The sequence below is a fragment of the Comamonas sp. CAH-2 genome (genome assembly GCF_009668305.1).
GTDB lineage: Bacteria > Pseudomonadota > Gammaproteobacteria > Burkholderiales > Burkholderiaceae_C > Comamonas > Comamonas aquatica.
Genome location: NZ_VSWF01000005.1, coordinates 125,358 through 147,618, shown reverse-complemented (window position 1 = coordinate 147,618; position 22,261 = coordinate 125,358). Strand labels below are relative to the sequence as shown.

The window sequence follows — 22,261 nt, the reverse complement described above, 5'->3', positions numbered from 1 at the left end:
AGGCGGCGCTGTACAGCCACCGTTCTTCGGTGCTGCACGCCTATGGCGCGGCGCTGCCCGATGTGATGGGGCTGTCCTCGCGCGATGCCGTGCTGCCCGGCAGCCAGCCCTATGCCAGCGTCTACAGCGGCCACCAGTTCGGCGTGTGGGCCGGGCAGCTGGGCGATGGCCGTGCCCTGCACCTGGGCGAGACCGCCGCGGGCTGGGAGCTGCAGCTCAAGGGCGCAGGCCGCACCCCGTATTCGCGCGGCGGCGATGGCCGGGCCGTGCTGCGTTCGTCCATCCGCGAGTTCCTGTGCAGTGAAGCCATGCACGCCCTGGGCATTCCCACCACGCGCGCGCTGTGCCTGACCGCCTCGCCCGCCCCGGTGCACCGCGAGACCATGGAAACCGCCGCCGTGGTCACGCGGGCCGCGCCCAGCTTCATCCGCTTTGGCCATTTCGAGCACTTTGCCGCCCGCGACATGCAGACCGAGCTGCGCGCCCTGGCCGACTATGTGATCGACCGCTACGACCCCGATTGCCGCCAGGGCTGGTCCGGCCAGGATGCCGAGGGCAATACCCTGCACGGCAACGCCTATGCGGCCCTGCTGCATGTGATTGGCCAGCGCACGGCGACCCTGCTGGCGCACTGGCAGGCCGTGGGCTTTTGCCACGGCGTGATGAACACCGACAACATGAGCGTGCTGGGCCTGACCATCGACTACGGCCCCTTCCAGTTCCTGGACGGCTTCGACCCCGGCCACATCTGCAACCACAGCGACCACCAGGGGCGCTACGCCTTCAACAAGCAGCCCCAGATCGCCTACTGGAACCTGTTCTGCCTGGGCCAGGCCCTGCTGCCGCTGATCGAGGACCAGGACGTGACCGTGGCGGCGCTGGAAGCCTACCGCCCGGCGTTCAGCCAGGCCTTCCGCACCCTGGTGTGCCGCAAGCTGGGCCTGCCCGGTGCCGAACTGCAGCACGAAGAGGCCGCCACCGCCACCATCGGCCAGCTGCTGGAATTGCTGGCGGCCCAGCGCGTGGACCACAGCATCTTCTGGCGGCGCCTGTCGCTGTCGGCCCAGGACGGTGACCCCGAGCGCACGCGCGAGCTGTTCCTGGACACCGAGGCCTTCGACCGCTGGTTGCTCACCTATCAAGAGCTGTCCACGCAGATGGGACAAGCGCCAGACGCCGATTTGATGCTGCACACCAACCCCGCCTTCGTGCTGCGCAACCATGTGGGCGAGCTGGCCATTCGCGCCGCGCAGCAAGGCGACTTCAGCGTGGTGCAATCCTTGCACCAGGTGCTGCGCACCCCGTTTGACGACCACCCGGCGCACCGCGCCTGGGCCGATTTCCCGCCCGACTGGGCGTCCTCCATCGCCATCAGCTGCTCCTCATGACCTACCCCATCCAGAAAACCGACGCCGAATGGCTGGACACCCTGCGTGCCAAGGGGGCCGAGCCCGTGGCCTACCAGGTCACACGCCACGCCGCCACGGAGCGTCCCTTCACCGGCCGCTACGAACAGCACTGGGCCGATGGCAGCTACCACTGCATCTGCTGCGGCGCCAAGCTGTTCGATGCGGACACCAAGTTCGACGCCGGCTGCGGCTGGCCGAGCTTCCACCAGACCATCCCCGGCGCCATCATCGAGATCGTGGACCACAGCCACCACATGGTGCGCACCGAAACCGTGTGCAGCCAGTGCGGCGCCCACCTGGGCCATGTGTTTGAGGATGGTCCCCAGCCGACCGGTCTGCGCTACTGCATGAACTCGGCCTCGCTGCAGTTCCAGGAACCCGAGGCCTGAAGGCGTGCGCCCCTGCGGAGCCAGCCAGCCCCGGGCGCCTTCGGTCTTGCCCGGCGACCGGCGCGCGCTCGGCGCGTGAAACCCTTGGACTTGCCGGATTTGTGTGCCTGCCAGCCCCCGGGGCTATGGCATGCTTGGCATCTTTTCGCATGACCCCGGGCCCTGCGGCGCCCGAATGCTTTTCATGAAACTGCTGATCGACTTTTTCCCCATCATTTTGTTTTTCGCGGCCTTCAAGGTCTGGGGCATCTACGCCGCCACGGCAGTGGCCATCGTGGCCACCATCGCGCAGATCGCCTACCTGCGCATCAAGACGGGCAAGGTCGAGACCATGCAATGGCTGAGCCTGGGAGTCATCGTGCTGTTCGGCGGCGCCACCCTGATCGCCCACGATGAGAATTTCATCAAGTGGAAGCCCACCGTGCTGTACTGGCTGATGGGCGGTGCCCTGCTGGTGGGCCTGGTGCTGTTTAAGAAGAACTTCCTCAAGAGCCTGATGGGCGCGCAGCTGCAACTGCCCGAGTCGGTTTGGACCACGCTGAATTGGGCCTGGACCGGCTTCTTCGCCGTCATGGGCGTGCTCAACCTGTGGGTGGCCTACAACTTTGACACCGACACCTGGGTCAATTTCAAGATGTTCGGCGGCATGGGTTTGATGCTGGTGTTCATCGTGGGCCAGGCCTTCTACCTGGGTCGCTACCTCAAGGACGGCGAACAGGCTCCCTCGCAGGAGCGTGGCCATGAGTGAGGGCATTACCGCCGCCGCTATCGAGCAGGTGCTGCGCGCCAAACTGGCGCCCACCCAGCTCGAAGTCATCGATGAAAGCGGTGCCCACGCCGGCCACGCCGGCGCCAACGGCACGGGTTTTGGCACCCACTTTCGCGTACGCATTGCCTCACCATTATTTGAAGGCAAGAGCCGCGTGGCACGCCACCGTGTTGTGTATGATTCCTTGCAGCATTTCATCGACCAAGGCCTTCATGCTTTAGCCATCGAAGTGCTTTGACGAACCCCATTGCTAGAAACGCCAACGGTCGTTGGCGGCAATCACCTACTCTTACCTCTTTGTTGGATTTCCGCATGAAAAAACAGCTTTTGCCCAGCCTCGTGGCTGTCGCCGTGTTGGGCACTGCCGCCCTTTCGGCTTCTGCGCAAAACTTGGCCATCGTCAATGGCAAGCCCGTGCCTCTGGAGCGCGTGAAGGTGCTCAAGCAGCAGATCGAGCGCTCGGGACGCCAGGTGCCTGCAGAGATGGAGGCCCAGATCAAGGAAGAAGTGATTGCCCGTGAAATCTTCCTGCAGGAAGCCACCAAGCGCGGCCTGGATGCCACGCCCGAATACAAGCAGCAGATGGACCTGGCCCGCCAGACCATCCTGATCCGCGAGCTGTTCGTGGACTATCAGAAGAAGAACCCCGTGACCGACGCCGAGATCAAGGCCGAGTACGACAAGTTCGTGGCGGCCAACGCCGGCAAGGAATACCGCGCCAGCCACATCCTGGTGGAATCCGAGGACCGCGCCAAGGCCATCATTGCCGAAGTCAAGGCCGGCAAGAAGTTCGAAGACATCGCCAAGAAGGAGTCCAAGGACCCCGGATCGGGAGCCCAAGGCGGCGACCTGGGCTGGGCCAGCCCCGCGAACTATGTGCCCGAGTTCACCGAAGCCATGGTCAAGCTGCAAAAGGGTGGCCTGACCGATGCGCCCGTGAAGAGCCAGTTTGGCTGGCACATCATCCGCGTGGACGACCTGCGCGACGCCCAGCTGCCTTCGCTGGACGACATCAAGCCCCAGATCGCCGAGCAGCTGGAACAGCAAAAGATGATGCAGTTCCAGGAATCCCTGCGCGCCAAGGCCAAGGTGCAATAAGCCCCGCGCCCACAGGCCAGTAAAAAGCGACCCATCGGGTCGCTTTTTTCATGGCCGCCGGGCCTGCTGACCCTGCCTGGTTGCAGGCCACCGCTCAGGCGCCGCGCGTGATCGGTACCTGCGCGTCCCGGCCGTAGGTGCCCCACTTGCCCAGCTCCCACTTGGCAATCGCGTTGCGGTGCACTTCGTCCGGGCCGTCGGCAAAGCGCAGCGTGCGCGCCGAAGCGTAGGCGTGGGCCAGGGGGAAATCCTGGCTCATGCCCCCCCCGCCATGGACCTGTATCGCCCAGTCGATCACATCGCAGGCCAGCTTGGGCGCCACCACCTTGATCATGGCGATTTCGGTGCGCGCCACCTTGTTGCCCACGGTGTCCATCATCCACGCGGCCTTGAGCGTCAGCAGGCGCGCCATGTCGATGCGACAGCGCGCTTCGGCGATGCGCTCCTGGGTCACGGTCTGCTGGGCAATCGTCTTGCCGAAGGCCACACGGCTGGAGGCGCGCTGGCACATCAACTCCAGCGCACGCTCGGCCTGACCAATCAGGCGCATGCAGTGGTGGATGCGGCCGGGGCCCAGACGACCCTGGGCGATCTCGAAGCCACGGCCTTCGCCAAGCAGGATGTTGCTGACCGGCACGCGCACGTTCTCGAAATACATTTCCATGTGGCCGTGTGGTGCATCGTCGTAGCCCAACACGCTCAACGGACGCACCACGCGCACGCCGGGGGCATCGGCCGGCACCAGCACCATGCTCTGCTGCGAGTGCTTGGGCGCATCGGGGTCTGTCTTGCCCATGGTGATGTAGATGGCGCAGCGCGGGTCGCCCGCCCCGGAGATCCACCACTTGTGGCCGTTGATGACGTACTCGTCGCCCTGGCGCTCGATGCGGGTGCAGATGTTGGTGGCATCGCTGGAGGCCACCTCGGGTTCGGTCATCGCAAAGGCGGAGCGGATTTCACCGCGCAGCAAGGGCAGCAGCCACTGATCGCGGTGCTCCTGGGTGCCGTAGCGGGCAATGGTTTCCATGTTGCCGGTGTCGGGCGCCGAGCAGTTGAAGACTTCCGATGCCCAGCCCACTCGGCCCATGATTTCGGCCAGCGGCGCGTACTCCTGGTTGGTCAGACCGGCACCGCGCACGCCGGCGATCTCGGCGCTGTCCTGGGGCAGGAACAGGTTCCACAGATCCTGGGCCTTGGCCTTGTCCTTGAGGTCTTCGATGACCTTCAGCGGGGTCCAGCGCTTGCCCGCCTGGGTGTTGGCCTCCAGCTCGTGGTGGACGGCCGCTTCGGCGGGATAGATGTGCTCGTCCATGAAGCGCAGCAACCGCGCCTGCAGTTCCTTGGTCTTGGGGGAGTAGTCGAAATCCATGGAGTGCTCCTTTTCGTTAACAGGCAAACATGGGCGTGCACTGCCCCCCGGCAGCTGCAGCCGTCTCACACACGAGGGGAAAACTGGGGTGCGGCCCCTGCGCCGCCGGGCTCAGGCGCCGTGCTTTTGCGCGTAGGACCAGGCCAGCTGCGCCATGGGCCGCGCGGTATCGCCCGCGGCCTTGGCCTGTGCGCTGGAGGCGGTCCCCGCCTCGACCCGCTTGGCAATGCCTTGCAAGATGGCCGCAATGCGGAACATGTTGTAGGCCAGGTAGAAATTCCAGTCAGCCTGCAGCTGCTGCGGCGTGGCCAGCCCGGTGCGCTCGCAGTAGCGGCGCATGTATTCGGCTTCGCTGGGAATGCCCAGGGCTGCAATGTCCAGGCCGCCAATGCCGCGCCCCAGGCTGGCCGGGATGTGCCAGGCCATGCAGTGGTAGCTGAAGTCGGCCAGGGGGTGGCCCAGCGTGGACAGCTCCCAGTCCAGCACGGCCACCACCTGCGGGGCATCGGCGGCGAACATGAGGTTGTCCATGCGGTAGTCGCCATGGACGATGGAGACCTTGCTGTCGTCCTTGGCGCTGGCCGGCATGTTCATCGGCAGCCAGGCCATCAGCTTGTCCATCTCGTCAATCGGCAGGGTGACCGAGGCCACATACTGCTTGCTCCAGCGGCCGATCTGGCGCTCGAAATAGTTGCCCGGTTTGCCGTAGTCGGCCAGGCCCTGGCGTGTCACATCGACTGTGTGCAGCGCGGCCATCACACGGTTCATCTCGTCATAGATCGCACCGCGCTGCTGCGGCGTCATGCCGGGCAGGGACTGGTCCCACAGCACGCGGCCGGCCTTGAACTCCATGATGTAGAAGGCGCGCCCGATGATGGACTCGTCCTCGCACAGGGCATACATGTGCGGCACGGGCACGTCGGTCCCGGCCAGCCCTTGCATGACCTTGAATTCACGCTCGATCGCATGCGCCGAGGGCAGGAGCTTGGCGACCGGGCCGGGCTTGGAGCGCATCACGTAGCTGCGCCCCGGTGTGACCAGTTTGTAGGTGGGATTGGATTGTCCGCCCTTGAACATCTCCACCGTGATCGGGCCTGCGAAGCCCGCCACCTGGGCGCTCATCCAGGCCTCCAGAGCCGACACATCGAACGCATGGGTGTCGGAAACTGGCTTGGTACCTACAAAATGGTCAAAGTTACTCATGGTTGTTTAAAGGTCAGTTTCCACAATGCGCAGCAGCGCATCGCGGTCGCGCACCACCAGACCCCCCGGTTCGATCCGGATGATGTCCTCGCGCTCCATGCCCTTGAGCTCCTGGTTCACGCGCTGGCGTGAAGCCCCGAGCAACTGGGCCAACTCTTCCTGCGCCAGCTGCAGGCCGATGCGCACTTCCTCGGCATGCGCCAGGCTGGGAATGCCATAGCTGCGCACCAGGTGCAGCAGTTGCTTGGCCAGCCGCGCGCGCAGCGGCAGCGTGTTCAGGTCCTCGACCAGGCCGTACAGCTGCCGGATGCGGCGCGCCGCCAGCCACAGCATGGCCTCGTAGAACTCGGTGTGCGTTGCCAGGATGCGCTTGAAGTCCGCCTTGGCCACGCACAGCAGCGTGGTCGCCCCGTGGGCATACGCGTCGTGCGTGCGGCGATCCCCGTCGAAGATCGAGGTATCGCCAAACCACAGCCCCGGCTCCACATAGGTCAGCGTAATCTGCTTGCCCGTGATGGACGTCGAGCTCACCCGCACGGCCCCCTTGGCACACGCAAACCATTCCTCCGGCACTTCGCCGCGGGCGCAGATCAAAGCACCGTCCTTGAATCGTTTGACGTAAGCGCATCGGAGTATGTCGTGCCGCAGCGAAGGTGAGAGGGATGAAAACCAGCGACCTGCATTGATCGCTTCACGTTCTTCGATAGTAAGAATCGGGTCGTCCATATCCTGTCGTTTCTGTGACTGAAAACCGGACCATTGTCGCGTCAGAGACCAGCCGCTTGGGGTCTGAAAGCGCCCCCTGGGCATGAACTTGTCCAGAAAGTGACAGTCTGGATCGCGCCCACCCCCAAAACAAAGGGTAAACCCTTAACTCTTTGATGCTCCACGCGTTTTCCAGCCCCAGGCTGTGCACCACACCACGGTCCATCGCAGGTTTTTCAACTCGGGCATTCCGCCCAGCAGAACCCTGCCGGCGCCACCCAGCCCGGTCTCGGTCACCGCCTGGCCGTGGCCCAGCACCGCGCCCACCGGGTGGGCCGCCACCATGCAAAAGCTGCATGTCCGCCCCAGCCGACATGCCGCTTTGCTCATTCATCCATAGCTGTCTGCGCAGGATTTACCTGCCTTCAACGCCGATTTGATGCAGTTTCAAGACGTGGACACCGCGCCCGCCAAGGCCACCGGCACCCGCTCGCCGCTGGCCAGGACCAGGCAGCTGGTGGGCCCCACCTGCAGCTTGGCGCCATGAAACACGTCCTCCCAGCACTCGGCCTGCTTGAAGTTCATGGTGTCGTTGATCAGTTTGCGCTCGGCGTTCAAGGCCTGCAGGTCAGCGGCGGTCAGCTCGATGCACGAAGGGTAGGCGTTGTCGTGCGCCTTCCAGTGCGCACGCCAGGCCTCAACCGGCGCGTCGCAGAGATTGGGCACGGCTGAAGTTCAGGGCATGTTCCGGCGCTCCTGGCCCCGCTGCGGTACGGCCGATGGGCGGGCCTGCGACCAGGGAAACCGCGGTTTCATGGGACAATCGCGCCCGCTGCATCGCACGGTGCGGCGCTCGCTGGGGGTGCCCTGCCGCAAGGCCGGGCTGAGAGAGTCCCTTTGAACCTGATTGAGATCATCCTCGCGCAGGGAAGCTGTTCATGCTGGTTGCTCGTCCGCAGGCTGTTGGCCCTTGTGGGCCGCGAGCCTGTCACGGCCCCTGCTTCGTAGGCTTACGGAGCATGTATGCATTCCTCGTCTTCCGCGCCCGCCAACCAGGCGCTGTCTCCCACCACACCGTCTGAACGGGTGTTCGCCCTGCACGACCATGCTGCGCTGTGGTTCAGCCTGGGCGTGGGCCTGCTGGTGATGCAGGTGGGCGCCTACCTGCTGCCCGCCCTGTCCACCCAGCAGGCCGTACTGGCGATCGTCTGCGGGTCGCTGCTGGGCGCCGGCCTGCTGGGCTGGATGGCCAAGATTGCCTGCGACACCGGGCTGTCCAGCGCCGCGCTGATGACCCACGTCTACGGCCGCCAGTTCGCCAAGCTGCCCATCCTGCTGAACCTGGTGCAACTGATCGGCTGGGGCACCTTCGAGCTGGTGGTGATGCGCGACGCCAGCGTGGCCATTGCACGCCAGGCCGGCGGCATGGCGGCCAGCCACTGGCCGGTGGTCATGACCCTGGTGTGGGGTGCCGTGATCGGGCTGCTGATCAGTGGCTCCATGCTCAAGCTGGTGCGCCAGCTGATTGCCCGCATTGCGCTGCCGCTGGTGGTGCTGTCGCTGCTGTGGCTGACCTGGCATTTTGTCGGCCTGGCCCTGGAACAGGGCTGGGAAGGCATCTGGCAACGCCCCGGCACCGGTGGCATGGGCTGGTTGCCCGCCATGGACCTGGTGGTGGCCATGCCCATCTCCTGGCTGCCGCTGGTGGCGGACTATGCACGCCATGGCCGCGATGGTCGCAGCGCCCTGCGCGGCACCTGGCTGGGCTTTGGACTGGCCAACGTGTGGTGCTACGGCCTGGGCGTGCTGATCACGCTGACCCTGCCCAGCGAGAACCTGGTCACCGCCCTGCTGCTGGCCCAGGGGGGCCTGATCGCCCTGACGCTGATCCTGATTGACGAGGTGGACAACGCCTATGGCGACACCTACTCCGGTGCCATGGCAGCCCACAGCATGGCACCCCGCTGGAGCCTGCGCCGCTGGGGCCTGGGGCTGACCGTGGCCTGCGTGCTGCTGGCCCTGGTGCTGCCCATGCACAGCATCGAACCCTTCCTGCTGATGCTCAGCTCGGTCTTCGTGCCCCTGTTTGGCGTGATCCTGGGCCGCCTGGCCTGGCAAGCGGCCGACCAGCGCCTGGCCCAGGCGCCGCAATGGCTGGCGCAGGCGCGCGGCGCACACTGGCCGGCCGTGCTGCTGTGGCTGGCGGGTGTGGGCTTCTACCACGGCGTGCCCCTGCTGGCCCCTGCCGCAGGCAGCGCGCTGCCAACACTGCTGGTGTGCTTTGTGCTGGCGCGACTGCTGCCGCGCGCGGCCCCGGCACAGTGACCCCAGGCCAGCCGCAATTTGGTCGGTTTGTCCAGACGGTTCATCGCCAAGCATGACCAGAAACACGACAGCGGTCACATTTCACGCATTTTTTTGTGAGTGGAATGCAAATTTCAGTGAAACTGCGCGGGCATGATGCAAATTCTTACAGGTACGGGGCACACGGCCCGCACCTGACCCCCCTTGATTCACAGGAGTTATTGCCGCGTGTTGTCACCACTTGCCCCCCACCTCTCCCGCCGCCTGCGCAGCAGCGGCCTTGCTGCCCTGCTGTTGACCGGTGTGCTTGCCGCCGCCCCTACCTTGGCCCAAGCACAAGAGTTTTTGAGCATCAAGGGCAATACCGTCAACATCCGCGCCAAGCCCACGACAAAGTCCGAGATTGCCTGGGAACTGATCAAAGGCTATCCCGTGCAGGTGATGGAGCGCCGTGACGACTGGATCAAGGTCAAGGACTTTGAAGGCCCGCTGGGCTGGGTGCACCAGCCCCTGACCGACAGCGTGCCCCACTACCTGATCAAGGCCGACACCGTCAACCTGCGCGCAGGCCCGGGCACCAACCACAGCGTGGTGACCAAGCTGAGCAAGTACGACATCGTCAAGACCCTGGAAAAGCGCGACGACTGGGCCAAAGTCCAAACGGCCGAGGGCCAGTCTGGCTGGATGCTGGAAAAGCTGGGATGGGGTTGGTAGTCACACACTCCTGGCAGACAGAACTTCTATAAAAAACGGCGCCCTGAGCGCCGTTTTTTTATGGAGAATCGCGGCCCTGCCAAGCCACCACCCTCAGCCCGTGAACACCAGCTGGGCCTGGGGCGCAAAGCCGTGGTTCAGGGGGCCATGGCCCCGCCCGGTGTACACCTCGGCCCCGGCGGCGATGGCCCCCAGGATGTAGCTGCGGGCGCTTTCCACCGCCGCAGGCAGCGGCAGGCCGCGCGCCAGGTAGGCGGCAATCGCCGAGGACAGGGTGCAGCCCGTGCCATGGCCGTTGTGCGTGGGTATGCGCTGCGAACCCAGCTCCTGGCGCGCGCCGTCGCGACCGGCCAGCAAGTCCACCACCCAGTCTCCCGGCAGGTGCCCGCCTTTAAGCAGCACCTGCTGCGCACCCATGTCCAGCAAGGCCTGGGCGGCGGACGCCATGTCCGCCACATCGGCAATCTTGCGGCCAATCAGCCAGCCGGCCTCATCCAGGTTGGGCGTGATCACGCTGGCCAGCGGGAACAGCTCACGCACCAGCACGGCCACGGTTTCATCGTGGATCAGCTTGTCGCCGCTGGTGGCCACCATCACCGGGTCCAGCACCACGTTCGCAATCCCGTAGCGGCGGATGGCATCGGCCACCACCTGCACGATCTCGGGCGCATGCAGCATGCCGATCTTGACGGCATCCACCCCGATGTCCTGCACCACGGCGTCGATCTGCGCCTGCAGCATCTCGGGCGGAATGCCATGGATGCCGCGCACGCCCAGCGTGTTCTGGGCGGTGATGGCGGTGATGGCCGTCATGCCGTAGCAGCCCAGGGCGCTGAAGGTCTTCAGGTCGGCCTGGATGCCGGCGCCACCGCCACTGTCCGAGCCGGCGATGGAAAGCACGCGCGCATAGCGCGGAAAACGGGGGGATGCACTGCCGTGTGGCAGGGGTTGCGTAGTCATGGCAAAAATTATGACCCAAGCCAAGGCTTGTTCACGCACTGGCGCCGCTGTTCCTGCCCTTGTGCTGTAATTGCCGCTTGCGGACGAAACAGGGGTGTCCCGCTGCCACCGGCACCGTGCCGGCGCAGTGCGCGACTGAGAAACACCCTGGGGCCCTGCGCCCCGTTACCCGATCCAGGTCATGCTGGCGTGGGGAGTTTCCACAGAGCAGCAGCCGCACGGCTGCGATGCCCGTTTTGTCCTTGGCGACACTTACCAACGGGAATTCTTCACCATGCTCGCTTTGACCACACCTTCGCACATTGCCATCCTGGGCGCCGGCCTGATGGGCCGTCTTCTGGCGCTGGAGCTGGCGCGCGAGGGGCATCGCGTCGAGGTGTTCGAAGCCAAGGGGCCCGAGGCCGATGGCGCCGCCGCGCGCGTGGCCGCCGCCATGCTGGCCCCGCTGGCCGAATCGGCCATCACCGAACCCGGCGTGGTGCGCATGGGCCAGTACGGGCTGACCCGCTGGCCCCAGCTGATCGCCCAGCTGGATGCCCCTGTGTATTTCCAGCAGAACGGCACGCTGGTGGTCTGGCACCGCCAGGATGCCGCCGATGCCCAGCGCCTGTGCGGCCTGTTCGAGAAGAACCGCCGCCTCAACCCCAGCCTGCCCGCGCTGGAGAACCTGGATGCCCAGCGCCTGCCCCAGGTCGAGCCGGCCCTGCAAGGCCGCTTCAACCAGGGCGTCTACCTGCCCGGCGAAGGCCAGCTGGACAACCGCCAGCTGCTGGCCGCGCTGGAGCAGACACTGACCCGCCTGGGCGTGGCCCTGCACTGGCACACCCCGCGCGAGACCACCGACTTCCAGCCCGGCACCAGCGGCCAGCCCGATCTGGTGCTGGACTGCCGCGGCCTGGGCGCACGCACGCAGTGGAGCGCGTTGCGCGGCATCCGCGGCGAGGTGGTGCGCGTGCACGCCTCCGAGGTGACGCTGCAGCGCCCCACGCGCCTGGTGCACCCGCGCTACCCGCTGTACATCGCGCCCAAGCAGGACCACATCTTCGTCATCGGCGCGACCGAGATCGAATCCGACGACATGGGCCCGGCCAGCCTGCGCTCGGTGATGGAGCTGCTCAGCGCGCTCTACACCGTGCACTCCGGCTTTGCGGAAGCCCGCATCCTGGAAATTGCCACCCAGTGCCGCCCCACCCTGCCGGACAACCTGCCCGCCCTGCGCTGGCTGGACGAGCGCGTGCTGCAGGTCAACGGCCTGTACCGCCACGGCTACATGATCTCCCCCGCCATGCTGGACGCCACGCTGCAGCTGCTGCGCACGGGCAGCGCGGCGCTGGCCGAGGACTTTGACGTGGCCGTGCACGCCCCCATGCTCGCCTGAGCACCGCGCTTCGCCGACAATACGGGCCTTTTGCTTATGAACATCACCATCAACCAGCAGGCAGTGCAACTGCCCGACCCGGCCAATGTGGCCGACGCCGTGGCCCACTGGCAGGCCCAGCCACCGTTTGCGGTGGCGGTGAATGCCGAGTTCGTGCCCAAATCGCTGTACGCCACGCGCCAGCTGGCCGAGGGCGACCGCCTGGAAATCATCGCCCCCGTGACGGGCGGCTGAGGTCCCGGGACACTGCTTCTTCATAAAATCAGCCGCTAGCGCTTGTCTATCAAGCGCTGGCAGCTATCAAAATTTCGCCATGAGCACACCTACCCCCGCCGCAGACAGCCTGGTGCTGTACGGCCAGACCTTCCAAAGTCGATTGCTGCTGGGCACATCGCGCTACCCCTCGCCCGCCGTGCTGGAAGCGGCCGTGGCCCGTGCCAAGCCCGCCATGGTCACCGCCTCGCTGCGCCGCCAGGGCAGCAACGCCGCCGAAACCGGCGCCAGCTTCTGGGAGCTGCTGCGCCAGTTGAACGTGCCCGTGCTGCCCAACACCGCCGGCTGCATGACCATCCAGGAAGCCGTGACCACGGCCCAGATGGCGCGCGAGGTGTTCGACACCCGCTGGATCAAGCTGGAGCTGATCGGTGACGACTACACCCTGCAGCCCGACACGCTGAACCTGGTGGAGGCCGCGTCCCTCCTGATCAAGGACGGCTTCCAGGTGCTGCCCTACTGCACCGAGGACCTGGTGCTGTGCCAGCGCCTGGTCGACGTGGGCTGCCAGGCCGTCATGCCCTGGGCCGCCCCCATCGGCACCGGCCGCGGCCCCGCCAACCCCTACGCCATGCAGGTGCTGCGCGAGCGCCTGGACGTACCCCTGATCGTCGATGCCGGCCTGGGCCGCCCCAGCCACGCCTGCCAGGTCATGGAGTGGGGTTTTGACGGCGTGCTGCTGAACACCGCCGTGGCCCTGTCCGAAGACCCAGTGCGCATGGCCGGCGCCTTTGCCGACGCCACCCAGGCCGGTCGTGACGGCTACCTGGCCGGCGCCATGGCCGAGCAGACTGCGGCCCAGCCCAGCACCCCCGTCCTGGGCACACCGTTCTGGCACCATGACTGAGTTGCACATCCCCGCCATGGCCCAGGCCATCGTGGCCGCCCACAGCGCCACCTTCGCCCCCTACGAACAGCGCCTGCCGCCCCAGCCCACGCCGGCAGCCACCCGCCAGGACCCCGCCTATCTGGCAGCGCTGCAGGCCTGCAGCGCCCTGGGCTTCATCGCCATCGACGCCGAATGCCTGGCCCAGGCCTGGCAGCGGCAGAGCGTGCGCACCAGCGGCTTTGACGCCCGCTGCTGGCCCAGCGATCCGCAGGACTTCGGCCTGGCCGGGGCCGATCCGCAACTCGCCTTCCCGCCCTGCCCGCGCGCGCTGGGGCTGTATGGCGTGCTGCCCACGGCCGAGTGGGTGGGCCGCATGGCCCGCGCCGGCGTGCCCACGGTGCAATTGCGCTTCAAGAGCGATGACCAGGCGGCCATCCGCCGCGAAGTGCAGGCCGCCGTGCAGGCCGTGCAAGGCACCGGCGCGCGCCTGTTCATCAACGACCACTGGCAGGCCGCCATCGATGCCGGCGCCTACGGCATCCACGTCGGCCAGGAAGACCTGGACGCCCTGGAAGGCGCACAGCTGGACGCCATCCGCGCCAGCGGCCTGCGCCTGGGCGTCAGCACCCACGGCTATGCGGAGATGGTGCGCGCCCATGCCGTGCAACCCAGCTACATCGCCCTGGGTGCCGTGTTTCCCACCACGCTTAAGAAAATGGCCACGGCCCCGCAAGGCGTGGCCCGCCTGCAGGCCTATGTGCGCCTGATGCAGCAATACCCATTGGTGGCCATCGGCGGCATCGCGGCCGAGCAGTTCCCGGCCATCCTGGCCACCGGCGTGGGCTCCATCGCCGTGGTGCGCGCCCTGGTGAATGCCCCCGACCCTGATGCGGCCGCGCAACAGTTGCTGGCATTGATACCAGTGTCATAAGCCATTCATCCGGCGATACACTCGCGCACCCGCTCACTTCCTGCACACTGGCACAGCTTGTGCTTTGTATACAAAAGCAGCACTCAGGTGTGCACCACGCACCTGAAGTGGGCAATCGGCTGACCGCTTTTTAATTCGACCTTTTGAGGGAGTTCCTCCGTGAAAAAATCTCTGATCGCTTTTGGTGCCGCTCTGGCCTGCATGGGCGCTGCCCAGGCACAAAGCAATGTGCAACTGTCCGGCCTGGTGGACATGTACGCCGGCTCCATGAAGACCGCCGGCAAAGAACGCACCAGCCAAGTCGGCTCGGGCGGCATGACCACCTCCTGGTGGGGCATGAACGGCACGGAAGACCTGGGCAACGGCCTGAAGGTGGGCTTTGCACTGGGCGCTTTCTTCCGCGGTGACACCGGCACCCCCGGCCGCTTTGACGGCGACACCTTCTTCGCCCGTGACGCCAACGTGTCGCTGTCCGGCGGCTTCGGTTCGGTGAAGCTGGGCCGCTCCATGGCCCCCAACTTCCTGCCCACCATCCTGTTCAACCCCTTCGGCGACTCCTTCACCGTGTCGCCCCTGGTGCTGCACGCCGTGGGCAACAACGCCGCCGACACCGGCTGGAGCAACCAGATCACCTACAGCACGCCCACTTTCGCGGGCCTGCGTGCCAACCTGCAATACCAGTTCGGTGAGCAAGCCGGCTCCAACGGCATCAACAACGTCGGCGCCAACCTGTTCTACAACCAGGGCCCTCTGGCTTTGACCGCGGTGTACGAGCAAGCCGACATCGGCAACCCCGGCCTGACCAACTACAACGCGCTGGGCTACTCCAAGTCCAAGTGGATGCTGGGCGGCACCTACGACTTCAGCGTGGTCAAGCTGTACGCCACCTACGGCCAGTCCGAGCAGGACAACGTTGGCGCGGCCGACGTCCAGAAGAAGACCTACTCCCTGGGTCTGGACGTACCCGTGACCAAGGCAGGCACCTTCAAGGCCGCCGTGGCCCAGACCAAGACCGACAACACCGACCTGAAGTGGACCACCGCCACCCTGGGCTACGACCACTTCCTGTCCAAGCGCACCGACGTGTACAGCGCCGTGATGTACGACAAGGACAACTCCAAGGTGCAGAACAAGTCCGGCACCAGCCTGGCCGTGGGTATCCGCCACCGCTTCTAAGCGCTGCAAGCCCCCAAAAAAAGCGCCCACCCGGGCGCTTTTTTTCATGGTGATCGTTCTGAAAAGTGAGCACCTGGCGCTCGATCTGCAAGCCTTTCAGCACAAAAAACCATCAAGAAGCTTGCACGGCAAGCGCGGGCCGCTCACTTCTTTGAAAACCCCAAGCATCAATGGCAGCCCAGCGGTGGCAACGCCACAGCCCCTGCAGCCGATGCACTCAGACCAGCCGTCGCGCCACGCTCAGCGCCCGTCTTCCTGCAACACCTGCAGCCGCAACTGCAAGGCCTGCACCTGGGCGGTATCGCCGGCCTGCTCGGCCAGCCGCTGCTGCACCAGCAGCCACGCCAGGGCGGCCTTGCGCCAACCCTGGGCAGAAGCCAACGCGGCCGCCTGCGGCACGGCGGCAGGTGCCAGCTGCCCGGCGCGCAAGGCCACGCCGGCCGCGGTCAATGCGGACAAGGGGTCCTGGGTTGCGGGCAGCTGCACCACCTGTGCGCTGGTCAGCAAGGCCTGGGCCGTGGCCTGCTGGGCGGCAGGCAGTAGACCCACATCGTCCGGCGTGTGCCGGGCCTGCAGATAGCGGGCATAGGCCTGCTCCGCCGGCGCCGCACCGGCCGCATACCGCTGGTAGCGTGGACAGTCGGCCGGCGCCACCACCGCTGCCTGAACGGCGCACTGCAGCAGCGCCACCCGGGCCATCGCCGCCGGCTGCCCGGTGGCCGCCACTTCGGCAAAGGCCTTGCGCCACTCCACCTCGGCCACGCGGCGCTGGCCCTGCAGATCGGCCTGCACGGCGCGTTGTGTGGCCGACTGCGCCTCCAGCGCCCAGCTGGGCGTCGGCGGTTGGCTGCTGCACCCTAGCAACCCTCCCAGACCCAGACCCAGCACGCCGGCCCACACCCACCGTCCTGCACGTTCCGCGTTCATGGCAGCTCCACCTTTCCATCCTGGGCAAACGGCCACTTGCGCTGCAGCTCCGTCAGCAGGTCTTCCACCTTGCGCAAATTGCTCTCCACTTCGTTGCGCAGTTGGCCAATGTCAGTGCTCGCCTCCTGCACATTCGCACTGATGCCCTCGGCATTCGCCAGCACCGCATCCAGCTTGCGCAGGCTGGTGCGAGTGTCGGCCAGCACCAGGTTCAGGGTCTGCACCGTGGTGCGCAGCTGCGGCATCAGACCGTCCGCATCGAACACCTGCTGGTCGGTGCGCTGCACCACCCGGTCCATGCGTGCCAGCAACTGGTTGGCGCGGTCCAGCATTTCCACCGTCTTGCGCGCGTTCTCGGGCGTACCCAGCAGCACCTCCATGGCACCGCTGTCGCCATTGAGCTTCTGCCCCAGCAGGCGCACCTGCTCCAGCGACTGGCCCAGTGGCGAGTCGCGGGCCGTCATCAGGCTGAGGTTGTTGAGCAGCTCCTTGGCCATGGCCACCATCTGGGGGATTTCCGCCGTGGCATCGCCGCGCAGCACAGGGCGCTCTGCCCCGTCGTGCAGCGGCGGATCCTGCAGCATGCCGCTGTAGGCTTTGATGGTGGTGCCGCCCACCAGGCCCTTGACCAAGGTGAAGACGCTGGATTCGCGCAGCCAGTGTGCGTCTTTGCGGGGCACGGCCACCAAGATGCGTACGTTGCCGTCCGGGGCCAGCTCCAACTTGCTAACCCGCCCGATCGGGAAGCCAGAAAACGTCATGTCCATGCCAACCGTCACGCCTTCCGAATCGTCCGAGGTCAGCACCAGGCTCTGGGTCGGCTCGAACGCACCGCGCGCATACAGCAGGTACAGCGCCGCCCCGACGATCAGGGCCAGCGTCAGCAGCAGCAAGGCGGCGGCCTTGCGCTCCAGGTGGCTGACGGCGCGCAAGGCGGCGGTGTCCGCAGCCGCGGGACGTTCGGAAGGAGGCATGCGTGGCTCAGACAAAATGGTCCCTTCGGATTCAGTAATAATTACCCATCAGCGAAGTCAGCTCGATCAGCAGCAGCACGGCAAACATGCGCGCCAGGCCGGAAAGCTCGCCCCCGGGGCGGATGTCGTGGTGTGTGGGCCGGGCATACAGTCCCGTCGATACCGGGATGATGGCAACGGCCAGGCCAAACAGCCAGGTCTTCAGCACAAACAGCAGGGTCACCGAAGGGTTGAACACCTGGCCAAACATGCGCGTGTAGCCCGGCAGGCCGGCCCAGGTGAAACCGTACACACCCAGGTAGGCCGTGACCAGGGCCACCACGCAGGACAGCGCAGCCAGGGTCACGCTGGCGTACAGGCCCGCAACCACGCGCGGCAGCACTTCCGCCCGTATGAGGGCCTCGCCGCGCTGCTCGCGCGCCGCCCACTCGCCCGATTGGCGCATCAGCGCCAGCTCCGTTGCATTCGGGATGGTGCAGCGCATCGCCACGAACAAGGCCGCCGTCAGCGGAATCAACTCCAGCACCAGCACGCGGATCACCATCTCCAGCGCATAGCGCGACAGGCCGTAGCTCAGCGCCGTGACCACCACGATGCGGGTGATCACCAGGCAGATCAGTGCCGCCAGCAGCGTGAACCCCAGCAGGATCGGTGCGGTATCCCGGTACATGCGCCGCAAGATCGGGCGCAGGGCATGCCCGCGGTAGGTCGACGGTGACAGCAGCAGCACCCCCACCACGGCCCCCAGATAGCCAATGCGGCCCCAGGCCACCACCATGTCGCGCGCGGCCCGCCAGATGCGCAGGGAAAAGGACGAAGACTGGGAACCCATGCCCTGCATGATAGGCAAAGCCCGCCCATTCACCAATCCAGGCCATGGTCTGCCAAGGCTCCGGATGACTTGGCCCCACCGCATGCACAGGCAACAAAAAAGCCTGCATCTTGCGATGCAGGCTTTTTATTTGGGGTGGCTGATGGGGCTCGAACCCACGACAACAGGAATCACAATCCTGGACTCTACCAACTGAGCTACAGCCACCGTAGAGGGATGAAAAAACCCGCCTCTCGCAAAGCGGGTTTTCACTGTCAAATTTTGGGGTGGCTGATGGGGCTCGAACCCACGACAACAGGAATCACAATCCTGGACTCTACCAACTGAGCTACAGCCACCGGAAGAGATTTGTATTGTAGCTTGTTTCCAAGCCCTCAAAAGGAAAGCAAGATGTTTTTCTTACTCAGGGCCGTGCAACCTTGATTTGCACATCGAACTTCTTCTTCAGCAGTTCGTAATACGCCGCGCCTTCTGCAGTACCAAGCAATTGTACATACTGCATGGAGGCCTGCTGGTTAAAGTCGGCAGTTCTTTCTGCCTGACCCACGATCCGGTTCACCTTGACGATCGCGTAGCCGGCATCGCCCAGGCTGACACCTTCCCAAGCCGGCAAGCTGTCGGTCTTGGCCTGTAGCGCCGCATCCAGCACCTGGCGAGGCATGCCGACCGGGTTGTCGCGCGACACCACCACCGCGGGCAGCAAGCCCTGCGCCTGGGACGCTTCGGCCTTCCACGCCTGGAGCTTGGCCTCACCCGCTTCGCGGGCCAGCACGGCAGATTGCTGCTGCACGTACAGGGTCTTGACGCGATCGGTCACGTCCTCCAACGCCAATTGCTTGGCAGGCTGGTAGTTCACCACCCGGCCGGACACCATCTGGTTCGAACCCAGATCGATGGCATCGGTATTGCGCTTGTGGTCGATGCTGTCCGCCGCAAACAGGGCTTGCAGGAAGGCGGGATTGGCCAGTGGGCCTTCGACACCTGGACGGGGTTCGCGTGTCACGCCATCCGCCATTTGCAGCTTCAGACCCAGCTTGTCGACCACGGGCTGCAGGCTGTCCGACTGCTCGTACACCGTATTGGCAAACAACTCGGCCACTTCCGCATACTTGCGCTGGGCCTGCTGGTCCTTGAGGTCATTGACGATCTTCTCGCGCACTGCGGCAAAGCCGGGCACGGCAGGCAACTTGACATCCGTCACCTGGATCACGTGAAAGCCGAACTCGGACTCCACCACATCGCTGATCGCACCCTTGGCCATGCTGAACGCGGCTTGCTCAAACTCGGGCACCATGGCACCGCGCCCAAAGAAGCCCAGGTCGCCACCTTGGGGGGCTGAGCCTGTGTCCTGCGACTCGGCCTTGGCCACGGCGGCGAAGCTGGAAGGATTGGCCTTGACCTTGTCGGCAATCGCCTGCGCCTTGGCCTTGGCGGCATCGCGCTCGGCAGCCAACATGGTCTTGGGCGCATTCACCAGAATGTGGCTGGCACGTCGCTCTTCCTGCCCACCTGCCAGACGGGCCGCATTTTCCTTGTAATAGGTCTGCAGATCCGCCTCGTTGAGCTCGATGCTGTCACGGACCGACTTCAGGTCCAGCACCACATACTCCACACGGGCCTGCTCGGACTGCTGGAACTTGGCGGTATTCGCGGCATAGAACGACTTCAGCGCCTCATCACTCACCTGCACCTTCGCCACATAGTCTTGGGGCTTAAATTGCGCCACCTGGATTTCGCGGCGCTGCAGGAATGCATCCATCGCGGCATTCGCCACCACCGGTGTGGCCAGGGCCGTATTCATGACATTGCCCACCACCTGCCCCACCGACATGTCGCGGCGCAGCGAGGCCTCATAGGCCTCGGGGGTCATGCCTTGTGCTGCCAGCAAAGCCCGGTAGCCTTCGGCATCTAGGCTGCCGTCCGGCTTGCGCAGATTGGCAATCGCAGGAATGCCCTGCAGGGTGCGCGCCAATGCGGCATCGCTGGTCACCAGGTGCATTTTTTGTGCAGCGGCCTGGAACACACGGTCACGCACCATGCGCTCGAGGGTGGCGTAACGCGCCTCGGGCGAGTCCAGCAACTTGGCATCGATGCCGGGATTTTCTGCCCGCAGACGATCGCTCTCAACGCGGTGCGTGTTGTCCCAGTCGTTCTGGGTGATGTCCTGCCCGGCCACCCGTGCCACTGTCGGGCTGGCACCCGAAAAGTAGCTCTGATCGATACCGACAAAAATGAACGAGGGAATGATCAGCAAGAACAACAAGATCATGACGAACTTGGAATGCTTGCGGATTGATTCGAGCATAGTCAATCTTTCTGAGGATGCATAAAAAAAGGCGAACTTGCGCTCGCCTTTTACGAATGATGCGTGCCCCGCTCCAAGCACTGGACGGGCATCCTGTGAGGACGCATTGATTCACTGCTGCACACACCACTCGCCATAAGGAAACCCGAAGATTCTACCCTTTGATTGACACGCGCCTTCAGCGATTGCATCGCATCGGTCACGGACAATCGCGCCACAGATTTACGTAACGCTGCGCTGCATTGATCCGCGCCAATGCCAGCCACCAACAAAAAAAGCACCGGGATTGCTCCTTGTGCTTTTTGCCACGATGAAGTGGTGGGTGCTAACGGGGTCGAACCGCTGACCTACGCCTTGTAAGGGCGCCGCTCTACCAACTGAGCTAAGCACCCCACTGATCTTGAAATAAAAAAAGCATTTAGAAAAATCTAAATGCTTTTTTTATACAGTGGGTGGTGGGTGCTAACGGGGTCGAACCGCTGACCTACGCCTTGTAAGGGCGCCGCTCTACCAACTGAGCTAAGCACCCCACTGCCGAAAACCTGGATTAGTTCAAAGCGTCCTTAAGGGCCTTGCCGGGACGGAACTTAGGCACCTTGGCGGCCTTGATCTTGATGGTATCGCCCGTACGGGGATTGCGGCCTGTACGTGCAGCACGCTTGCCAACGGCGAAAGTACCAAAACCCACCAAGGAAACTGTGCCACCCTTCTTCAGGGTTTTCTTCACTGCGTCGATTGTGGATTCCAGGGCGCGGGCAGCCGCAGCCTTGGAAATATCGGCGTTGTTAGCAATGTGCTCAATCAGTTCAGTCTTATTCACAAGATGCCTCTCGAGAAATGGTTGTTGGAGCGCCTTTGTGACCAAGCCTTCCCAAAAAAAAAGGCTCAGCACCCATAGGGGTGCCTGTCAGCGTTAGGCGAGATTCTAGACAGGTTTGCCTAGCATTTTGGCGAAACAAACGTTTTTTTTCATGCACGCAGGCGGGGTGACTTTCCGCATTGACAAGCACTGCCATGTGACGAAGCAAACAGCCACTTTTGTACACCGCCGCAGGGGCCGGGGCAACCCACCAAGCGCCGAGGTGTGCCTTCGGCGCTTCAGTGGATGCATGCATGCATTCAGTGCTTGACCCGGCGGCGGATTTCCGGAATGGCTTTCTGGAGGTAGTAGACCATGGACCAGACGGTCAGCACCGCCGCCACCCAGATCAGCACCTGGCCCCACAAGCGCGTATCCAGCACGCCCAGCAAGCGGCCGTCAAACAGCAGGAACGGAATGGCCACCATCTGCACCGTGGTCTTGACCTTGCCGATCATGTGCACGGCCACGCTCTTGCTGGCACCGATCTGCGCCATCCATTCGCGCAAGGCCGAGATGGCGATTTCCCGGCCAATGATGATCAGCGCCACGAACACATCGGCCCGCTGCAGGTGGACCAGCACCAGCAGGGAGGCGCAGACCAGGAACTTGTCGGCCACCGGATCCAGAAAGGCGCCGAACGAGGACGTCTGGTTCAGCTTGCGCGCCAGGAAACCATCGAGCCAGTCGGTGGCGGCAAACACGATGAACATCAGCGCCGCAACCAGGTTGCGGGTCTCTGGCGCCAACGGCGCATAGAACACCCCGACGATCAGCGGGATCGCGACGATGCGCGTCCAGGTCATCAGGGTGGGAATGGTGAAGAACATGGCCGCGATTGTGTCACGGCTGACGCC

Annotated in this window: 23 protein-coding genes, 4 tRNA genes and 2 riboswitches; of the genes, 12 read left to right on the top strand and 15 right to left on the bottom strand. The window is 64.7% G+C overall.

From position 1 onward, the window contains the following. The 5 genes from FYM52_RS05840 to FYM52_RS05820 all read left to right on the top strand — a co-directional run. The coding region (locus tag FYM52_RS05840) for a YdiU family protein (protein ID WP_154163404.1) at positions 1 to 1,388 on the top strand (1,388 nt) is incomplete at its 5' end. After that, the gene (gene msrB, locus FYM52_RS05835; RefSeq protein ID WP_154163403.1) at positions 1,385 to 1,798 is read left to right on the top strand and encodes a peptide-methionine (R)-S-oxide reductase MsrB; all 414 of its coding nucleotides are present in this window, start codon (positions 1,385 to 1,387) and stop codon (positions 1,796 to 1,798) included. The genes FYM52_RS05840 and msrB, both read left to right, overlap by 4 nt. A 184-nt stretch (positions 1,799 to 1,982) precedes the next feature. Beyond that, positions 1,983 to 2,546 carry a septation protein A gene (locus FYM52_RS05830; RefSeq protein ID WP_154163402.1) on the top strand — a complete coding sequence of 188 codons (564 nt, stop codon included), beginning with the start codon at positions 1,983 to 1,985 and terminating at the stop codon, positions 2,544 to 2,546. Beyond that, positions 2,539 to 2,805, top strand: coding sequence for a BolA family transcriptional regulator (locus FYM52_RS05825; protein ID WP_043384637.1), 267 nt, complete (start codon positions 2,539 to 2,541; stop codon positions 2,803 to 2,805). Before FYM52_RS05830 ends, FYM52_RS05825 begins: the two co-directional genes overlap by 8 nt. A gap of 74 nt (positions 2,806 to 2,879) precedes the next feature. Then, complete coding sequence (locus tag FYM52_RS05820; RefSeq protein ID WP_043384634.1) at positions 2,880 to 3,665, top strand: peptidylprolyl isomerase; 786 nt, start codon at positions 2,880 to 2,882, stop codon at positions 3,663 to 3,665. Positions 3,666 to 3,759: 94 nt separating this feature from the next. On the opposite strand, the gene FYM52_RS05815 is transcribed toward FYM52_RS05820, so the two are convergent. The 4 genes from FYM52_RS05815 to FYM52_RS05800 all read right to left on the bottom strand — a co-directional run bounded on the left by FYM52_RS05815 (position 3,760) and on the right by FYM52_RS05800 (position 7,668). Further along, positions 3,760 to 5,034, bottom strand: a complete 1,275-nt coding sequence (locus FYM52_RS05815) for an acyl-CoA dehydrogenase family protein (RefSeq protein WP_154163401.1) — start codon at positions 5,032 to 5,034, stop codon at positions 3,760 to 3,762. Between the two features lie 111 nt (positions 5,035 to 5,145). Then, positions 5,146 to 6,237, bottom strand: coding sequence for a phosphotransferase (locus FYM52_RS05810; RefSeq protein ID WP_154163400.1), 1,092 nt, complete (start codon positions 6,235 to 6,237; stop codon positions 5,146 to 5,148). Between the two features lie 6 nt (positions 6,238 to 6,243). After that, positions 6,244 to 6,963: a Crp/Fnr family transcriptional regulator gene (locus FYM52_RS05805; protein ID WP_043384622.1), complete on the bottom strand. Its 720-nt coding sequence runs from the start codon at positions 6,961 to 6,963 to the stop codon at positions 6,244 to 6,246. A 426-nt stretch (positions 6,964 to 7,389) separates the two neighbouring features. Further along, entirely contained in the window at positions 7,390 to 7,668 is a 279-nt protein-coding gene (locus FYM52_RS05800; RefSeq protein WP_154163399.1) for a hypothetical protein, read from the bottom strand. 122 nt (positions 7,669 to 7,790) lie between these two features. After that, a riboswitch (TPP riboswitch) is annotated at positions 7,791 to 7,889 on the top strand. 76 nt (positions 7,890 to 7,965) lie between these two features. Here FYM52_RS05800 and FYM52_RS05795 point away from each other — a divergent pair. Together FYM52_RS05795 and FYM52_RS05790 are read left to right on the top strand one after the other, a co-directional pair. Further along, complete coding sequence (locus FYM52_RS05795; protein WP_154163398.1) at positions 7,966 to 9,267, top strand: cytosine permease; 1,302 nt, start codon at positions 7,966 to 7,968, stop codon at positions 9,265 to 9,267. A gap of 303 nt (positions 9,268 to 9,570) precedes the next feature. After that, positions 9,571 to 9,960 (top strand): SH3 domain-containing protein, encoded by a 390-nt coding sequence (locus FYM52_RS05790; RefSeq protein ID WP_234686505.1) that lies wholly within the window; start codon positions 9,571 to 9,573, stop codon positions 9,958 to 9,960. A gap of 93 nt (positions 9,961 to 10,053) precedes the next feature. Here FYM52_RS05790 and thiD read toward each other — a convergent pair whose 3' ends face one another. Next, positions 10,054 to 10,920 (bottom strand): bifunctional hydroxymethylpyrimidine kinase/phosphomethylpyrimidine kinase, encoded by an 867-nt coding sequence (gene thiD, locus FYM52_RS05785; protein WP_154163397.1) that lies wholly within the window; start codon positions 10,918 to 10,920, stop codon positions 10,054 to 10,056. Between the two features lie 80 nt (positions 10,921 to 11,000). Beyond that, a riboswitch (TPP riboswitch) is annotated at positions 11,001 to 11,133 on the top strand. A gap of 61 nt (positions 11,134 to 11,194) precedes the next feature. On the opposite strand from thiD, the gene FYM52_RS05780 reads away from it, so the two are divergent. The 5 genes from FYM52_RS05780 (at position 11,195) to FYM52_RS05760 (ending at position 15,507) form a co-directional block, all read left to right on the top strand. Continuing rightward, the gene (locus tag FYM52_RS05780; protein WP_154163396.1) at positions 11,195 to 12,298 is read left to right on the top strand and encodes an FAD-dependent oxidoreductase; all 1,104 of its coding nucleotides are present in this window, start codon (positions 11,195 to 11,197) and stop codon (positions 12,296 to 12,298) included. Between the two features lie 36 nt (positions 12,299 to 12,334). Next, a complete protein-coding gene (gene thiS, locus FYM52_RS05775; RefSeq protein ID WP_045267014.1) occupies positions 12,335 to 12,532 on the top strand; it encodes a sulfur carrier protein ThiS in 198 nt (65 codons plus the stop codon). Positions 12,533 to 12,611: 79 nt separating this feature from the next. After that, positions 12,612 to 13,418 (top strand): thiazole synthase, encoded by an 807-nt coding sequence (locus FYM52_RS05770; protein WP_154163395.1) that lies wholly within the window; start codon positions 12,612 to 12,614, stop codon positions 13,416 to 13,418. Continuing rightward, positions 13,411 to 14,331: a thiamine phosphate synthase gene (gene thiE, locus FYM52_RS05765; protein ID WP_154163394.1), complete on the top strand. Its 921-nt coding sequence runs from the start codon at positions 13,411 to 13,413 to the stop codon at positions 14,329 to 14,331. The genes FYM52_RS05770 and thiE overlap by 8 nt, the downstream gene beginning before the upstream one ends. Positions 14,332 to 14,490: 159 nt before the next feature. Further along, positions 14,491 to 15,507, top strand: a complete 1,017-nt coding sequence (locus FYM52_RS05760) for a porin (protein ID WP_162524658.1) — start codon at positions 14,491 to 14,493, stop codon at positions 15,505 to 15,507. 240 nt (positions 15,508 to 15,747) lie between these two features. Here FYM52_RS05760 and FYM52_RS05755 read toward each other — a convergent pair whose 3' ends face one another. From FYM52_RS05755 to pgsA, 10 genes are all read right to left on the bottom strand, one after another. Continuing rightward, entirely contained in the window at positions 15,748 to 16,434 is a 687-nt protein-coding gene (locus FYM52_RS05755; RefSeq protein ID WP_154163393.1) for a hypothetical protein, read from the bottom strand. Continuing rightward, positions 16,431 to 17,408, bottom strand: coding sequence for an MlaD family protein (locus FYM52_RS05750; protein WP_154163392.1), 978 nt, complete (start codon positions 17,406 to 17,408; stop codon positions 16,431 to 16,433). The genes FYM52_RS05755 and FYM52_RS05750 overlap by 4 nt, the downstream gene beginning before the upstream one ends. 31 nt (positions 17,409 to 17,439) lie before the next feature. Further along, positions 17,440 to 18,240: an ABC transporter permease gene (locus tag FYM52_RS05745; protein ID WP_042413066.1), complete on the bottom strand. Its 801-nt coding sequence runs from the start codon at positions 18,238 to 18,240 to the stop codon at positions 17,440 to 17,442. Positions 18,241 to 18,371: 131 nt separating this feature from the next. Then, a tRNA-His gene (locus tag FYM52_RS05740) sits at positions 18,372 to 18,447 on the bottom strand. A gap of 55 nt (positions 18,448 to 18,502) precedes the next feature. Beyond that, positions 18,503 to 18,578 (bottom strand) — tRNA-His (locus tag FYM52_RS05735). Between the two features lie 65 nt (positions 18,579 to 18,643). Beyond that, positions 18,644 to 20,545 carry a SurA N-terminal domain-containing protein gene (locus tag FYM52_RS05730; protein ID WP_154163391.1) on the bottom strand — a complete coding sequence of 634 codons (1,902 nt, stop codon included), beginning with the start codon at positions 20,543 to 20,545 and terminating at the stop codon, positions 18,644 to 18,646. Positions 20,546 to 20,861: 316 nt separating this feature from the next. Continuing rightward, positions 20,862 to 20,937, bottom strand: a tRNA-Val gene (locus FYM52_RS05725). A 61-nt stretch (positions 20,938 to 20,998) separates the two neighbouring features. Beyond that, a tRNA-Val gene (locus FYM52_RS05720) sits at positions 20,999 to 21,074 on the bottom strand. Between the two features lie 18 nt (positions 21,075 to 21,092). Then, complete coding sequence (locus FYM52_RS05715) at positions 21,093 to 21,365, bottom strand: HU family DNA-binding protein (RefSeq protein WP_043387285.1); 273 nt, start codon at positions 21,363 to 21,365, stop codon at positions 21,093 to 21,095. A 299-nt stretch (positions 21,366 to 21,664) separates the two neighbouring features. Beyond that, positions 21,665 to 22,234: a CDP-diacylglycerol--glycerol-3-phosphate 3-phosphatidyltransferase gene (gene pgsA, locus FYM52_RS05710; protein WP_045267020.1), complete on the bottom strand. Its 570-nt coding sequence runs from the start codon at positions 22,232 to 22,234 to the stop codon at positions 21,665 to 21,667. Positions 22,235 to 22,261 lie beyond the last annotated feature (27 nt).

What these genes read in the sequence shown, in the direction of transcription:
- FYM52_RS05730 (WP_154163391.1), bottom strand. Translation starts at nt 20,545, where the DNA reads ATGCTCGAATCAATCCGCAAGCATTCCAAGTTCGTCATGATCTTGTTG.
- FYM52_RS05745 (WP_042413066.1), bottom strand. Translation starts at nt 18,240, where the DNA reads ATGGGTTCCCAGTCTTCGTCCTTTTCCCTGCGCATCTGGCGGGCCGCG.
- FYM52_RS05825 (WP_043384637.1), top strand. Translation starts at nt 2,539, where the DNA reads ATGAGTGAGGGCATTACCGCCGCCGCTATCGAGCAGGTGCTGCGCGCC.
- FYM52_RS05755 (WP_154163393.1), bottom strand. Translation starts at nt 16,434, where the DNA reads ATGAACGCGGAACGTGCAGGACGGTGGGTGTGGGCCGGCGTGCTGGGT.
- pgsA (WP_045267020.1), bottom strand. Translation starts at nt 22,234, where the DNA reads ATGTTCTTCACCATTCCCACCCTGATGACCTGGACGCGCATCGTCGCG.
- FYM52_RS05820 (WP_043384634.1), top strand. Translation starts at nt 2,880, where the DNA reads ATGAAAAAACAGCTTTTGCCCAGCCTCGTGGCTGTCGCCGTGTTGGGC.
- FYM52_RS05795 (WP_154163398.1), top strand. Translation starts at nt 7,966, where the DNA reads ATGCATTCCTCGTCTTCCGCGCCCGCCAACCAGGCGCTGTCTCCCACC.
- FYM52_RS05770 (WP_154163395.1), top strand. Translation starts at nt 12,612, where the DNA reads ATGAGCACACCTACCCCCGCCGCAGACAGCCTGGTGCTGTACGGCCAG.
- thiS (WP_045267014.1), top strand. Translation starts at nt 12,335, where the DNA reads ATGAACATCACCATCAACCAGCAGGCAGTGCAACTGCCCGACCCGGCC.
- thiE (WP_154163394.1), top strand. Translation starts at nt 13,411, where the DNA reads ATGACTGAGTTGCACATCCCCGCCATGGCCCAGGCCATCGTGGCCGCC.
- FYM52_RS05830 (WP_154163402.1), top strand. Translation starts at nt 1,983, where the DNA reads ATGAAACTGCTGATCGACTTTTTCCCCATCATTTTGTTTTTCGCGGCC.
- thiD (WP_154163397.1), bottom strand. Translation starts at nt 10,920, where the DNA reads ATGACTACGCAACCCCTGCCACACGGCAGTGCATCCCCCCGTTTTCCG.
- msrB (WP_154163403.1), top strand. Translation starts at nt 1,385, where the DNA reads ATGACCTACCCCATCCAGAAAACCGACGCCGAATGGCTGGACACCCTG.
- FYM52_RS05810 (WP_154163400.1), bottom strand. Translation starts at nt 6,237, where the DNA reads ATGAGTAACTTTGACCATTTTGTAGGTACCAAGCCAGTTTCCGACACC.
- FYM52_RS05780 (WP_154163396.1), top strand. Translation starts at nt 11,195, where the DNA reads ATGCTCGCTTTGACCACACCTTCGCACATTGCCATCCTGGGCGCCGGC.
- FYM52_RS05750 (WP_154163392.1), bottom strand. Translation starts at nt 17,408, where the DNA reads ATGCCTCCTTCCGAACGTCCCGCGGCTGCGGACACCGCCGCCTTGCGC.
- FYM52_RS05805 (WP_043384622.1), bottom strand. Translation starts at nt 6,963, where the DNA reads ATGGACGACCCGATTCTTACTATCGAAGAACGTGAAGCGATCAATGCA.
- FYM52_RS05815 (WP_154163401.1), bottom strand. Translation starts at nt 5,034, where the DNA reads ATGGATTTCGACTACTCCCCCAAGACCAAGGAACTGCAGGCGCGGTTG.